The following is a 15177-nucleotide window of genomic DNA, read 5'->3' on the forward strand; positions in this document are numbered from 1 at the left end:
GTATCAATTAAATAGATTGATACCCATCCCTGTTTAACGATGATTTCATAATAAAGGCGATGTTAACATGAAGGGTAAAACTAAGAAATTATCAGTAGTTTCTTCATTATTAATAACTGCTTCAACTATTTTAATTATCCTCTCTTTGTTTTTCCCATGGTGGAAAATGGTCTTTGTTGCACCGCAATATCCCGAAGGGTTGAATATCATTGTTTACCCAAATAAGCTTGAGGGCGAAATCGATATTGTCAATGGTCTTAACCACTATATCGGTATGGCGAACTTCAGCGAAAAAAACTTCCCTGAATTATCGTATTTACCCTATTTGGTAGGAGGATTGGCTGCACTAACACTAATAACAGCCCTTCTACGAAAAAAATCTGTTCTATATGGCTTAATCAGCCTATTTGTGATTGGCGGCGGGTTAGGAGTCTATGACCTTCAACATGCGCTGAAAAAGTTTGGCACCAATTTAAGTCCTGATGCACCAATAAAAATGGATCCATTTGTACCGCCTATATTAGGGCATAATACAGTGGCGAATTTTCAAACCAACAGCCTGCTTGGCCTTGGAACATATTTGGTGATAGCAGCGTTTATCCTATTATTAATTCCGTTATGGAAGGAACGAAGGTAAATGAAAAAACTTGCGCTCTTATCTTTCATTTTTTCTCTATTTCTACTGATGAGCCCTGAGAAAAAGCTGGCCGCCGAAAATTTACAAGCAACCATCGACAGCCTGAAAGATGGGGCGGTATTACAGCTTGAAAACAAAACATATCAGGGCAATATTGTCATCAACAAAGCAATGACGATTATTGGCTCACCTAAAACCGTCATTAAGGGCGACGGAACGGGAAATGTCATTTCTATTAAAGCTCCCCATGTGAAGCTGAGCCATCTAACAGTAATGCACGGAAGTATGAACCGGAACTCTGCTGAAGAATACGCCGCCATCAAGATTTATACAAACAGCAACGTTGTCGAACATATCAACATCCGCGACTCCTTTCACGGCATATATTTAAGCCAGGCTCACGATAATACGATTCGTGCAAACCATATTAAGGGAATGGGCAAGGGCAAAGTCGCCGAGCAGGGAAATGGAATTCACGTTTATTATGCAAATAATAATCTGCTTGAAAAGAATACGATTGAAGGCACCCGGGACGGGATGTTCTTTGAATATGCCAACAACAATCACAGCTATGAAAATAATATTAGCCACACAAGATATGGACTGCATTACATGTATTCCGACGAAAACATTTTTAAGAAAAATACCTTCACGATGAATACCGGCGGCGCAGCCATTATGAACTCCAATCATTTGAAGCTCGAGGATAATCAATTTATCGTTAACTACGGCAACCAATCATTTGGCCTATTACTCCTCCAAGCCAATGATAATTTTATCGCCAATAATACCTTTTACATGAACCAGCGTGGTTTGTATATCGATCAAGCGACAAGAAACGAATTTCGTCACAATAAAATTGTTCAAAACCAAATCGGGATTGAACTATGGGCGAGTTCAAATGATCAAGTATTTACATTAAACCAAATTTCCGAAAATACGATTCCTGCGGTAACTCTTGGCGGCAATAGTGAGAATAATTCCTGGAGCAAGGATGGCAAAGGGAATGACTGGGGCAGCGCGTTCCCGATCACTGATTTAAACCAAGACCGCATTGGGGATTTTCCAATAACCTATCGTTCCTCTTTATATCAATTAATGGAGGACCAAGAATTATCCTATTTATTTTTAAAAAGTCCGGCCCTGAAGATATATGAAAAAATGAATGCCGCACTTACAAACGAAGCCATTATGTTTAATGACCCACACCCATTAACAGCGTCAAATGGAACACATACGAAAGTTATTTTCCTTATTGTCGGCTTACTAATTGTGGGGATTTTAATAAAGGGGAGACACCTACTATGCATTACATTTGGAAGGAATGGAAGGAAAATATAAGAGGAAAAGGACTTTGGCTAAGTCTAAGCATTATTGTTCTCATTTCAATTGCGATTTTATTTCGTTCCTCAGCCCTTTCATTTGATAAAGGCTTTTATGTGCTCTTAATCAACTTGTTTGATACGATTATCTATTTTATTCCGATTCTATGCCTATTTATCGGGGCCTTCTCGATTTTTCAAGAAAAGGAACAAAAAACATTGATCATGCTGCTGACAAAGACAGACTCTTTCGGAAGCTTCCTAATTAAAAAAAGCCTTGGGCTTTATGCAGTCGTCCTTGTCCCGCTGATTACGTGGTTTTTCATCTATTTGTTCCTATTAAAATTTAATTTCCAACTCGATATAAAGGGCTATTTTATCTTTGTGGCAGCAATCGTTTGTATGAGTCTCGTCTTCCTGCAAATAGGTGCGGCCATCGGTAGTTTTAGCCGCTCGCGGATGCAGATTTTAGGGTTTACGATCTTCGTCTGGTTTTACTTTTTCTTCTTACATGATTTTATTTTGCTGTCGTTCTTACCTGATGTCACCCATGAAAATGTGAAACTATTTTCTTCCGTCTACTTTTTAAATCCGCTTCAAGCGATTCGAATGTTTCTAGAAACAGGCACGGGGGTATATTCCTTTGGCCATATGTCAAGGCTCTTACAAGCATTTATGTGGACAAAACCTGCATTCTTCCTGCTCGGAAATCTGTTGTTCTGGCTTATCACTTCGTTTTTAACAGCGATTGTTTTCAACCGTAAGGAGGGGTACGAATGATCAAAGTAACGAATTTAAACCAATCGTTTGGAAAAAAAAATGTCTTAGATTCCATCAATCTAGACATTAACCCAAACGAAATATGTGCCCTTGTTGGCCGAAATGGGGCCGGAAAATCAACGTTCATCAATAGTCTGCTTGGGTTACTGCCAGTGAAGCAAGGGGAAATTTTGATTAACGGGACTGCTGTTAACAAGAAAAATGATGAATGGAAAAAGACGATTGCTTATTTGCCGGAAAAATTCATGCTATATCCGATGCTGACCGGTCTTGAAAATATCACCTTCTTTGCAGAAGCTGTGACAAAGACGGCCAACCAGGAACGGATCGAGCAGGTGCTTCGCTCGGTCAGCTTGTGGGATGACCATGATGTTCAAGTGAAGAAATATTCCAAAGGGATGCTGCAGCGCCTTGGTTTAGCAATCACCCTTTATCAGGATTCAAGCCTGCTCATTCTGGATGAACCGACGAGCGGCATCGACCCGCTCGGAAGAAAAGAAATTTTGGAGGTCCTTGGTTCCCTTCATGATAAAACGATTCTGCTGTCCTCCCACCATCTCGATGAAATCAAGCAGATTTGCACCTCTGTCGCCTATTTGGACAATGGAAATATGGAAAAGTTTACAGTAGATGAATTTTTACAAACTCATAATTTAGGAGGAATCAGTTCATGAAGACACGGATCATCTTTGGCTTCCTTCTGCTGATTGCCTTAATCACGGGATGCAGTTCCGCCCCTGACTATAAGGTAACTGTCACGAAGGACCTTTATTTCGTCAAGGACACAGCGATGCCATTTGAAATAAAAGTAACCGAAAACAACAAGGCCGTGAAAGGGCTGGAGGTCGCCGCACAATTATCGATGACCAATATGGACCATGGCAGCTATGATGTTAAGCTTGTGGAAGGCAAAAGTGGGACCTACTCCGGCAAAGTGAATCTGCCGATGGGCGGTAAATATGAGGCCGCGTTTACATTAGAAAAAGACGGCAAAAAGGCAGAGAAAGTCATCGATCTACATGTGACCAAGCCAAAAGGTGTCGCCATCATCAACGGCGAATGGATTACCAATGAAGATGTCAGCTTCTATAAGTTGATTAACCAGTTACAGCTGGAAATCAACCGTGAGAGCGCGCAGAAAGAATACACGGGTAAACAGTTAGAGGAAGAATTGGCTTATTTAGATACTCAGGAAAAAACACTTGAGGATCAAAATCAATTATTAACGCAAATTATTCGCCTCCGTGCGATGGCCTTACTGGCGGATGAAAAGGGCCATAAAGCAGCTGAGACGGAAGTGGATGCAGCCCTCCTCAAAGCGCGCGAACAATATAATCAGTTCGAATCCGCTGAAAAGCTAATCAATGAGTACGGCGCAGATAAATTTTGGGCGACGGAAAAACAGCAATATCGAATGATTGTCATGTCGCAGAAGGTACAAAAGGACTTAATTGATAAAGTCAAAAAAGAAAACCCAAAAGCCGGCGAACAAGAAATCTACTACCAAGCCCAAAAAGAATACGAAGAACTCCTCGTTTCTCAGGTGAATTCACTAAAGATTGAGATCCTCTAGAAAAAGAAGGGTGTCAGGCACCATGTGAAAAATTCACATGGTGCCTGACACCCTTTTCGGTTTATAAATCTCGTAATAGCACACGATATAGTTTATCGTCTTTTTCGTCCGGATTTCCTCTGCCGTCGGTGTTGTTGCTGACAAAGTATAGGTAGTCGCCGTCGACATACAGGTCACGAATTCGCCCCAGACTTGTAATGACGGGTTTGGTAATCTTCTGACGCAATCCAAATTCGCGGACGGCATTGCCTCTTAATGTTGCTGCAAAAAGCTTCCCATTCGCCGCAGCCAGCCCGGACGGTGCCCACGTTTCATCACCGGACTGATACAATGGGGTTACCATCCCCGCTTGCTGTTCCGCGCCTTGAATTACCGGCCAGCCATAATTCTCCCCTGGGGTAATCCGATTGATTTCATCATGAGCCGATGGCCCATGCTCACTAGCATATAAATTCCCGCCAACCCACACTAATCCCTGCGGATTGCGATGGCCATAACTGTAGACATATGAGTTTGGAAAAGGATTGTCCGCAGGAATCGTTCCATCTAACTTCATTCGTAAAATTTTCCCATTTAACGTTTTCAAATTCTGAGCCGTTTCCGGAGTGGTCGCATCACCTGTGGTGATGTACAGCATCCCATCCGGACCGATTTTCAGCCTGCCGCCGTGATGATAGGCAGCACTCGGAATCCGATCAAGCAGGATTTTCTCCTCGGACCACACAGAACCGTTCGTCCTTAGGACAATCATCCGGTTAAATTGCCCCTTGCCATCATCACTATAGGTATAATAGGCGTAAGCCTTGTGATTATCTAGAAACTGAGGATCAAGAACAAAGCCTAGCAGCCCCGCTTCAGCCGCCTTGGCAAGCGGCTTTTCTAAACGAACTGGCTGGCGTTCTATTTTACCATTTTCAATCTTAACGATATTTCCGGTTCGTTCACTGATGTAGAAAGATTGATTCACCCGATCAATTGACCAAGGCACTTGCAATTTTTCAGCCAAAACTTCTATATTTGGCTGATTCACAACGACCTCTTCCTCTTGGATCCTGTCGTCCTTTTTTTCAAAAAGAGAACAGCCCGAAAACATGACAACCATCATTAGTAAAATAGAACACGCTTTATTCATTTACTCCTACCTTTCTTAAATTACCTCAAGAATTGCCTTCCCTACGCCACTTTCTTCATTCGTAACCGTAATCACATCACAAAGAGACTTTATGTAATAATCGGCATTCCCCATTGCGACCGATCTTCCTGCTTTTTCAAGCATGGAAACATCATTATAATTATCGCCAATCGCCATGGTTTCCGCTAAATCAATCCCTTTTAATTTCACAAACGACTCCAGGGCAATCCCCTTTTGAGCCTGTGTATTGGTAATTTCTAAATTATCATGGCCAGACGTTGAAACGACGATTCCTTCTAGCTCTGAAATGGACTCGTTTGCTGACTCCAGTCGGTCTGCATCAAAGGAGAAGGCAAGTAATTTATAGATTTGGTAGTTTTCATCGGCAAATAAAAGTTCATAATCTTCGATCTTATGTATTAGGCCATCACGCAATCTAGCCCCAGCAGCCTCTGTAATCTCTTCTCGATTTACTTCGGGATTGGCACTCATAATGATGTCAACGAGAATGGATATCGCCTTGTCGGCATCCATCGTGAAGGCACCTTTGTTTGTGTATACTTCGAAATAAACATCCTTTTCCCTTAGCCTTGCCGCTACCTCTCTTGCCATTTGTTTGCTAATTGGTGTTGCTGAAAGAACGACTCCTTCCTTGGAGCGTACCTCTGCTCCATTCGCACATATAACCGGGCAAGTTATGCCAGCTTGAGCTAGGACGTAAGTTGCTTCTTGATACGATCTTCCCGTTGCGACCACAAATTCAATTCCTTGCGCTTGTGCTTTTACGATCGCTTTCTTATTTTCCTCGCTGATTAATTGACTCGAATTCAATAATGTTCCATCCATGTCTGATGCAATACATTTAATCATGTTGTCCACCCTCTATCCATTTTCATTATTGCCATTTTAACATGATTACCAAAACATTATCTCCCTTATGCTCATGCTAAATACTTACTTCCTTCGCGAACACTTAACGGTGCTAACTTTGTTCCTTCAATAAATCCCTTTACAGAGGCGGGATTTGTCTTCGAATATTCCCGTAACACCCAGCCAATTGCCTTTTGGATAAAAAATTCCTTACTGTCCGCATTTTGCTGTATGTATTGATAAAGCAATTCTTCATTCGTTTTTCCCTTATATTTTAATTGAAAAAGCAGTGCCGCTCTTCGCAGCCATAGATTATCATCAATGGCCCAGCCATTAATTGTTTCAGCCACCACTTCAGGGAATTTCTCGGCAATTTTTCCAACCGGCTTGGGAGCAATCGCATCAACCGTATCCCACCAAGACTTGGTTGTAATCAGTTCCTCCATAAATGGCAAATCCGTTTTCTCGAGCTTATTCAACGACTTTTCCATATAAACCAATGCTGTATATTGGTATTCTCGTTCTTCCTTCTCCCAAAGTTCTCGAATCAAATCTTGGTTAAACGGCTCTTTTAAGATCCCTGTCTCTTGAAAAAATTGCTTTTCCTGCACACTGCGCTGTGGTTTCTTGATGCCCAAGAAGGGGAAATGATCTTTCATATATTTCTTCATCGGTTCGGCATTTGCTTCATTGCGATTTTCTTCAAATAGTTGTGTTAACAGCGCAATATTTGGCGACATCCAATTCCACCCTTTCAAAAAAAATACCCATTAAATCAATAGTAATTCTCTTACCTCCCAATATTTCCTTTATTTTTTTCGAATAAACCACTTTCCTGAAACCAAACTAAACCATAGTAGAAAAGGAGGGATATTACCATGACCAAGAAATACAACAAGGGCAGCAACAATCAAAACTCCCCGCAAGCAGGGAATGCGGAGGCTGAATTTGCCAGCGAGTTTGTGAGCGGTGATAACAGTAAGGGCAATAAACGTAACAAGGGGCAAAAAAGCAAAACGAATCCAAACCCATAAAAAAATAAATGCACCCGAAACATCTTCAGAAGACCGTTCATTTGAATGGCACCAAAAGAAAGAACTGCCCCATTTCAGGACAGTTCTTTCTTACTTAGTGACAACTAAATGAACGGATTCTGTTTAAATCCATTCCGTAATATTCCCAGTGGTATCCGCGCCAGCGATACCCGGCGATCGAGGTTCTGCCTACATAGGTTGGATAATACCAGAAGCTTCTTCCATTATTCAACCAAACATAGGTATAACGGTACAGACAGTGCCTAATTCCACCTGGGTCAACCGCATATAATCCAGCTGTTTCATGAGGGATGTAGGTTGGCGGCGGTGCAGTCGGGGCACCTCCATAATGCGGGCCACCTCCAAATGGTGGATGATGTCCTCCCCCGTGCGGCGGCGGGTGGTGCCCTCCACCGTGCGGCGGTGGATGATGTCCTCCTCCATGCGGCGGTGGTTGATGCCCTCCACCGTGCGACGGTGGATGATGTCCTCCTCCATACGGCGGTGGTTGATGCCCTCCACCGTGCGGCGGTGGTTGATGCCCTCCACCATGCGACGGCGGTTGATGTCCTCCACCATGCGGCGGTGATTGCCGCAGGTTGTTTTCATAAGAAAAATTAGGCATAATACCGTGACCCTGAGGGTAATTGAAGTGATCCAAGGCTTTAGTCCCCTTCTATTTATATTCCCTCTAATGTATGCGCCCCGCCTAATTTGGTGAAAAGCTATTAATATATATTAGTGATATTCGAACGTTTGGTTATTCTACCTTGCTCGCTGCTAACTCCCTGATTTCCTCCGCAATTTTACCCTGGATCCGTTCGACGACTGAAAAATCCATGGCGGCAATATAAATTTCCTCTAACTCATCATGAAGTTCCTTTGCCTTGGCCAAATAAGAAGTAGCCTCAAGCATTTTATTTTTGTAATTGGTCGAGATTTTAGTGATGATATCTGCAAAAATTTCATCAGTCCCGGATGCAATCAGTAATTCATACATATCAATGATTTCATCCCCATCTCTGCTTGGGAAATATTCATGTGGTGCGGTACTATCAAAGATAGCAATGCCCAGTTCCCTGAAAATCACCATATCAAGGCTGTGCGGGTCAAATCCGCAATGATAGACTTCTACATCGACCCCTCTTACTTCGGCCGCTGCGGCAAGCTTCTTCAGCATCGTTGATTTCCCAGAACCCGGACGCCCTTTAATGAAATAACGTTTTGGAATTTCTTCGGTTAGATTCGGGACATAGTCTACCGGCCCTTTTGGCGTAGCAGCACCTAAAAAGCGGTGGCGGATATCAGATTTTTTACTGAGCTTCATTTTTCCAAAAAAGGTGTCAATTAATTTATTGGTTAATTGATCGGCTTTCTTAAAGTCCATGCTGTTGATATAAATATTTTCCCAATCATCGTGGATATCCAGCGCTTCTTTATAGGTATCATACGCCTTATGAAAGGATTGACTAATCTGATTGGTTAACTTCAGGATCGTATTTTTATGGATGGCCAGCGCACGGGCATCCCAGGCTTCACCAAGGTTAATGTATTCGTCAACCGCTCCAGGTGCTTTCGGTTCAATCACATGCGGAGCGGTACCATCGACAATTCCCACCTTTAACTCTGGGATCAACACTCCATCAATGGAATTGTTATCAGAAGAACAATGTAAAAATTCAATATCATAGCCCTTTTCAAGCCACTCATTACCGATTTTTTTCATTAATGAGGATTTACCTGTTCCAGGACCGCCTTTTAAAATAAATAACCGGTCGAGACCTTGAAGATTGGAGTCATATAAATTATGAAAGCCTCTCGCTGTATTCCCGCCTGCAAAGTAATTTTTGATTTTCCCTGCCACTCATCAACACTCCCTTTTATAGTGACAATCGTAAGATAAATTCAATTTCACCCTATCTTATGCGATTGTCTTTTATAGGTGAGTGCCTAGGGAAAAAATCTTACTTAATGATGGGGACAATGTCAGCTTTTGTGACCTCTTGCAATAGAACAGGGTCTAATACGATTTGAACCCCAATTTTCCCGCCACTTACAATGATTGAATCGATCGACCTACAGCTTTCATCCATAAAGGTCTTATATTCTTTTTTCATGCCAATCGGTGAGCAGCCGCCGCGGATATAACCAGTCCATTTCTGAATATCCTTTACCGGAAGCATTTCAATATTCTTTTCACCAGCGGCTTTGGCAGCCTTTTTTAAATCCAATTCCTCAGCCACGGGAATGACGAAAACATATACGTTCTTACTCGCGCCCTGTGAAACCAGCGTCTTATAGACTTCCTTTGGGTCCTTGCCTATTTTCTCAGCAACAGACACACCATCGATTTTCCCGTCTTTATTATCGTATGTATGCATTTCAAAGCGAACTTTTTTTGCATCAAGAATGCGCATTGCATTGGTTTTTACTTGTGCCATTATAACCATCCTTTAAAACAATTTTTATAAAGGCATTATATCAAAAAACTAGGTCTAAACGGATTAGCAAATAAACTAGCAAAAGTAAGAAGGAGAGCCTGTTAAAAGGCTCTCCCTACTAATAAAAAATTACTGAAACCATGCCTGGTAGTATCGGGTGGTCGCAACAGCATAATCACCTCTAGTTACTTTCTTATTTGGCTCAAAACTAGCTTCAACAGTTGGTACTAGATCATATGGTCCTTGTTTTACTGCAAAATTAGCATTAAGAATATTGAGGTCAAGTGCTAATTGGACATATCCTTTAAGCGAAGCCGGAATAGAGCCACTATCCTTAACTGAAATCCGCTCATCTTTATACTGAACGGTTACATCTTCAGTAATCTCCTGTACCTGCTTCTCTAGACCAAGCGCTTGAATTAGCGAGTAGGCTAGCTCCGCGCGGCTCACCTCACCGTTTGGATTAAAATTACCGAAGGAATTGAGCTGCATAACGCCGCTGTAAGTCTGGAACCCATCGCGGATAGCAGCACCTTTTGATAACACTGCTTTGGCAAATGGCAGGTCTACTGCCTGAACATCCTTCACCGTAGGGGCCTGACTTTGGCGAATTCCTGCCCCCATGACTAAATAGTGGGCTAATTCTTTACGTAATAAATATTGATTAGGCTTAAAATTACCATCAGAATAGCCGTCAACAAGCTTTTCACCTACAGCCATTTGAATAGCTGATGCTGCTGGATTTCCTGCAATATCATTTAGGCCTGAAAAACCGCTAACCTTTGAAAAGGAGAGAGTCCCATCAATCGTTTCAGGTAATCCAATACCGACTGGATTTGCTTTATTATAGTGAAGGCCATCGATTTTAACCTGCCATGTCCCAGCCTTAGGTGAATTGACGGTTGCAGTTCGATCAGGGTAAAGTGTGAACAATAAACTAATCCCTGAACTGTATTCCGTGCCGTCTGGAGCAACTAATATAAGGTTTAATGGATTTCCTGTTTGACTCAGTAAGCCATAAGCATTAATTCTCGCTGACAATTGGGATACTCCATCTGGTACTTTAAAAGAGTAACTGTTTGAAGATGAAAGCAATGGATTATAGTCTACATGAAAGGAGGAACGTTCGACTGTTGAATTGACATTGCTATTAAATTTTTGATTAGCGTTTACTGTCTTTCCGTATGTGTTTCCAAACAGGACAGCATCTAATGCATCATAGGCATTAACATAGCCTGTTCCAACTTCCCATGTCTCGTAACCAGGCATATTTGTAGCCGTATCCTGTAAAACCTTCTTGATTTCATCAGGTGTTAGCGTTGGCTTGGCTTCAAGTAGAAGAGCCACAATCCCGGCAACATGCGGTGTTGCCATTGATGTACCGCTCATCGTTGTATAAAACGGCAGGTAGGCCGGTTCAATCAGTTCAGCATCACTAGTTGCACCGAGGCTAGAAACTGGCGCAAGTACGCGTGTTGAGATAATATCGACACCTGGAGCCGTAACGCTTGGTTCATCCTTCCATGTCCACGTCGTACCATCTATTTCAAATGTGCCGCCGACCCCTTTTGTTCCTCTTGAAGAAAAATCTGCCAGCGAGCCATTCTTTTCACCGGCAGCGACTGAGATGACCCAAGGAGCTTTGGCGTATGGATTGTGGGTGTTTTCGCCAGGGCCTTCATTTCCAGCAGCAAATAGAACCGTTATACCGCGGTCATAGGCTGCTTTACTTGCTAGATTAATAGGATCGTTCGGGTCAAAATCACCTGAAGAACCCCAGGAGTTTGTAATGACACGAATATTATATTGAGCTTGGTGGGTAATCGCATAATCAAAGCCGCCAATTCCGTCGAGAACAAACAGGGCCGCACCGGAACCGTAGCCGATTAGGTCAGCACCAGGAGCAACTCCTTCATATTTTCCGTTTGACATTGCGCCTGTGCCGCCAACAATACCGGCGACATGGGTGCCGTGTCCGGAATTAGAATCGGTATTAGGAACGTTTTCCATGTAAGTAACCGGCAGTAGGCTTGGCTCCAGTGCGTTTAAATTTAAACTCGCTGAGACATTTTGAACGAGGTGGGTGCCATACTGGATGTCCTTATGCGTTCCGTCAACCCCGCTATCATTAATAACGACACCAACCCCTTTGCCTGTTATCGGCAAGCCGCCATTTGCCTTTTGCATTTCTGCATCGGTGCGCGCCTTATCCACGCCCGTTACATTAGTAGCATCCGTATTATAATATTCCAGCTTCTGATTTAAATAAATCGATTTGACTCCGGGAGAGGCGGCAAGCTTATTAATTTGCTCCTTTGTTGCGAGAACGCCTGCAATCGGTAATGCTTTCATCGTAATTCCTTTGGAAATTCCTAAGCCCTTTAACAAATTCAAATTGTCTTTTGTAGGAGCGCCTTGACCATCAAAGCTTACGATGATCTGTAATGGCTCAACAGATTTCTCTAGTGCTTTGACCAATTGACTATCAAGGACAGCAGATGTGACCTCTGCGTTTGCTTTTGATAGACCTGGTATAACGAGCGAATATATTAAAACTAGTGCAAGAAAGCCTGATAACCACCTTTTCACATTCCATTCCCCTTTTCTATTAGCATTTGAACTACTTGTGATCGACTTTTAACACCAAGCTTCTTAAATAAATTACTAACATGGATTTTTACTGTTTTGTCACTTATAAACAGGCTTTGAGCAATTTCTTTGTTATCCCTTTTCCATAGAATCCAAGCATCGACATCAATAAATTCTGGTAGATTATTAGCAAGAAGGGTTAACCAATCTGGCGAAGCAATTCTTTTATTTAATTCCGAAGATATGCTAAAAAGGGCCTTTAATTTGGACTTCTCCTTCTTTAGATTTGCAATGATTGAACTCAATAATGGCAAAACAGGAAACACTGCTTTGTTAATTAAATTTGCCATAAAGAAGCTGACAATTAGCAGTGCAGGGTTAAAAAATACAATACGGAGAGGACGTCTTTTAAAAAGATTAATAGCAGCAACAAGCAGTAATATCCATCGGTTCTTCCCAACATAACAATATTATAATTTTCTGTTAATAATTATTAGTTTAATGGATATTAATTAACTGCACAAACGAGAGAGTTATTCCTGATAACGTAAAACTATAAAATTTTCCCAATCTTATCTACAGCAAAAATTAAAAACCCAGACCGGTCCAATGAGCTACACTGACCGATTCTGGGGCAAACCGTATTCGGTTTGTAATAATATTATTTTATAAACAGCCTAATTTTCCTATTTGCTAAAAGGATTATTCTGCTTTACTACCTTTGTATTAAAAGCAATTACACAAAATCACCCAAATTCTGTCACCCGTTTGTCACTCTATTAAACAATTATTATAGTACACTAAAATTAACAAGATTTAATTACATACATTCCCAAAATAGATAATATCTTCAGTATTACTATTCAGAAATTGCTTATGTGAAATTCCCCACAAATATGATTTTGAAATAAGCTACATTTAATCATACATAGAGAGAAAGAAGTTGCTCATCCAAATTAATCTACTTGAGGTGGAATCAATGAAACACGATTTAGTGCTTTTGCATGCACCAAGTGTTTATGACTTTCGAAAAAACTCCCTGCTAGCCGGCCCCATCAGTGATGTTGTGCCATCCTCACCTGTTTTTGAAATGTACCCCATCGGAATAACGAGTATTGCAGAATACCTTGAAAGGTACGGTCTTCGGGTCAAGATCATTAATATCGCCAATCGAATGCTGATGAGTGATAAGTTTGATGTGGAAGCAAAGCTAAAGAATATGAACACCAAGGCTTTCGGCATCGATCTTCTTGGCTTCCGCATGCACACGGCAGTATCGAGTTGGCGAAAATTGTAAAAAAACTACATCCCGATATTCCAGTAATTTTTGGCGGACTATCTGCCACTTATTATCATAAAGAGTTAATTGAATATCCTTGCATTGACTTTGTTATGCGCGGTGATTCAACCGAAAAGCTGATGCTGTTATTGATGAATAAAATTGAACAAGGGAATACCCACTATGCGGACATTCCCAATTTAACCTGGAAAAAAGGGAGCGACATTGGCTGCAATCCGCTTACCTATGTACCAAAGGATTTGGATGACCTTGACGTTCCAGGTTATCGTTATGCGATCCGTTCTGTTTTTAAATATCGGAATTTCCTTGACCCGCTTCCGTACAATGGCTGGCTGCAATATCCAAATACCGCTTTACTGACAGCGAGAGGCTGCTCACAAAACTGTCTCATCTGCGGCGGTTCTAAGGATGCCTATGATCAAAACTGTAACCGAAGCTCCCTTGCCTTACGGTCGCCCGAAAAACTAGTTGAGGACATTAAATTCATTTCACGCTTTAGCCGGGCACCAATTTTTATCCTTCATGACCTGCGCCAGGGTGGACGTGAATACGTGAAGGAATTTTTTAGCCGGCTGAAGGAACTTCATCTTAAAAATGAGGTCGTCTTTGAGTTATTCCAGTATGCAGACGAAGAGTTCTTTCAACAGCTGAATGATAGCGTTCCGAAATATAGTATTGAAATTACCCTGGAAACACACGATGAAAAAATCAGACGCTACAACGGGAAATTTAACTGTACGAACCCTAAAGTAATCGATACGCTTAATTTTGCCTTAAAGCATGGCTGTAAAAAAATCGATTTATTCTTCATGGTTGGGATTTCAGGACAGACCTATGACAGCGTGTTAGAAAACATTGATTTCTGTGAAAAAATCCATCTTGCCTGCAATCAAGACAAACGGATATTCTACTTCGTCGCACCACTTGCACCGTTCCTAGATCCTGCAAGCCCAGCGTTTGAAAATCCAGAACTCCATGGCTATAAAAAGTTCTGCCACACACTTGAGGACCACCGCAAGGCGATTACCCAGCCTTCGTGGAAACATATGCTTAGCTATGAAACAAAGGATATGACACGAGATGACATTGTAAATTCAACCTATGAATCGGCACAACTACTAAATGATTTCAAATTAAAATACAGCCTGATTGATGAAGGAGATTATCTAGAAATCAAATGGAAAATTGAGAAATCGATGGATTATATTGAAAAAATTGATTATGTTCTCTCTCTTCCAGCAGAGCAGCAACCTGGTGAACTAGCAAAGATTCGTGAAGAAATTGAAGAGTTAAATAAATATAGTATTTGTGGAAAGAACGAGTTAAAGTGGGAAGTTCAAAAGAATTACGCTAACTTCTTTTCACTAACATTAGTCGGACTCGAACAGCTTTATGAAGATTATGCGAACAAAATTAGACATCTATTAAGTCCGAAAAGACGACAGCAATTCCAGCTAGATACCGAACAGAGAAAAATGAAATATTAAAAGGAGTTGGGG

The 15177-nt window shown here is 41.6% G+C and carries 15 protein-coding genes and 1 pseudogene; 8 read left to right on the forward strand and 8 right to left on the reverse strand.

The features are described 5' to 3' along the window. Positions 1-67 precede the first annotated feature (67 nt). From J7E67_RS01555 to J7E67_RS01575, 5 genes are read left to right on the forward strand one after another with little or no spacing between them, the layout of a single operon-like run. The gene (locus J7E67_RS01555; protein WP_214730750.1) at positions 68-637 is read left to right on the forward strand and encodes a hypothetical protein; all 570 of its coding nucleotides are present in this window, start codon (positions 68-70) and stop codon (positions 635-637) included. After that, the gene (gene nosD / locus J7E67_RS01560) at positions 638-1978 is read left to right on the forward strand and encodes a nitrous oxide reductase family maturation protein NosD (RefSeq protein ID WP_214730751.1); all 1341 of its coding nucleotides are present in this window, start codon (positions 638-640) and stop codon (positions 1976-1978) included. Beyond that, positions 1942-2739, forward strand: a complete 798-nt coding sequence (locus J7E67_RS01565; protein WP_214730752.1) for an ABC transporter permease — start codon at positions 1942-1944, stop codon at positions 2737-2739. The genes nosD and J7E67_RS01565 overlap by 37 nt, the downstream gene beginning before the upstream one ends. Further along, positions 2736-3413: an ABC transporter ATP-binding protein gene (locus tag J7E67_RS01570; RefSeq protein WP_214730754.1), complete on the forward strand. Its 678-nt coding sequence runs from the start codon at positions 2736-2738 to the stop codon at positions 3411-3413. The genes J7E67_RS01565 and J7E67_RS01570 overlap by 4 nt, the downstream gene beginning before the upstream one ends. Further along, positions 3410-4312 carry a FixH family protein gene (locus J7E67_RS01575; RefSeq protein WP_214716111.1) on the forward strand — a complete coding sequence of 301 codons (903 nt, stop codon included), beginning with the start codon at positions 3410-3412 and terminating at the stop codon, positions 4310-4312. The genes J7E67_RS01570 and J7E67_RS01575 overlap by 4 nt, the downstream gene beginning before the upstream one ends. Positions 4313-4373: 61 nt before the next feature. Here the strand turns inward: J7E67_RS01575 and J7E67_RS01580 are convergent, their stop codons facing one another. The 3 genes from J7E67_RS01580 to J7E67_RS01590 all read right to left on the reverse strand — a co-directional run bounded on the left by J7E67_RS01580 (position 4374) and on the right by J7E67_RS01590 (position 7054). After that, positions 4374-5444: a PQQ-dependent sugar dehydrogenase gene (locus J7E67_RS01580; protein ID WP_214730756.1), complete on the reverse strand. Its 1071-nt coding sequence runs from the start codon at positions 5442-5444 to the stop codon at positions 4374-4376. Positions 5445-5459: 15 nt separating this feature from the next. Then, a complete protein-coding gene (locus tag J7E67_RS01585; RefSeq protein ID WP_214730758.1) occupies positions 5460-6314 on the reverse strand; it encodes a Cof-type HAD-IIB family hydrolase in 855 nt (284 codons plus the stop codon). 71 nt (positions 6315-6385) lie between these two features. Next, positions 6386-7054: a DNA alkylation repair protein gene (locus J7E67_RS01590; protein WP_214730760.1), complete on the reverse strand. Its 669-nt coding sequence runs from the start codon at positions 7052-7054 to the stop codon at positions 6386-6388. A 138-nt stretch (positions 7055-7192) separates the two neighbouring features. On the opposite strand from J7E67_RS01590, the gene J7E67_RS01595 reads away from it, so the two are divergent. Then, positions 7193-7348, forward strand: coding sequence for a hypothetical protein (locus J7E67_RS01595; RefSeq protein ID WP_214716119.1), 156 nt, complete (start codon positions 7193-7195; stop codon positions 7346-7348). A gap of 94 nt (positions 7349-7442) precedes the next feature. Here J7E67_RS01595 and J7E67_RS01600 read toward each other — a convergent pair whose 3' ends face one another. The 5 genes and pseudogenes from J7E67_RS01600 to J7E67_RS01620 all read right to left on the reverse strand — a co-directional run. After that, entirely contained in the window at positions 7443-8009 is a 567-nt protein-coding gene (locus tag J7E67_RS01600; RefSeq protein WP_214730762.1) for a hypothetical protein, read from the reverse strand. Between the two features lie 99 nt (positions 8010-8108). Beyond that, positions 8109-9212: a PRK06851 family protein gene (locus J7E67_RS01605; RefSeq protein WP_214730764.1), complete on the reverse strand. Its 1104-nt coding sequence runs from the start codon at positions 9210-9212 to the stop codon at positions 8109-8111. A gap of 100 nt (positions 9213-9312) precedes the next feature. Next, a complete protein-coding gene (ybaK, locus tag J7E67_RS01610; RefSeq protein WP_214730766.1) occupies positions 9313-9789 on the reverse strand; it encodes a Cys-tRNA(Pro) deacylase in 477 nt (158 codons plus the stop codon). A 129-nt stretch (positions 9790-9918) separates the two neighbouring features. Then, positions 9919-12378, reverse strand: coding sequence for a S8 family serine peptidase (locus J7E67_RS01615; RefSeq protein ID WP_214730768.1), 2460 nt, complete (start codon positions 12376-12378; stop codon positions 9919-9921). Then, positions 12375-12512: pseudogene (locus J7E67_RS01620) on the reverse strand (response regulator transcription factor); the annotation flags it as partial. The gene J7E67_RS01615 and the pseudogene J7E67_RS01620, both read right to left, overlap by 4 nt. An 845-nt stretch (positions 12513-13357) precedes the next feature. On the opposite strand from J7E67_RS01620, the gene J7E67_RS30995 reads away from it, so the two are divergent. Beyond that, complete coding sequence (locus tag J7E67_RS30995; RefSeq protein WP_251026504.1) at positions 13358-13675, forward strand: hypothetical protein; 318 nt, start codon at positions 13358-13360, stop codon at positions 13673-13675. Further along, positions 13660-15165: a B12-binding domain-containing radical SAM protein gene (locus tag J7E67_RS01625; protein WP_251026505.1), complete on the forward strand. Its 1506-nt coding sequence runs from the start codon at positions 13660-13662 to the stop codon at positions 15163-15165. Before J7E67_RS30995 ends, J7E67_RS01625 begins: the two co-directional genes overlap by 16 nt. The last annotated feature ends 12 nt before the right edge of the window (positions 15166-15177 follow it).

This window comes from Bacillus sp. ISL-46 (assembly GCF_018613205.1).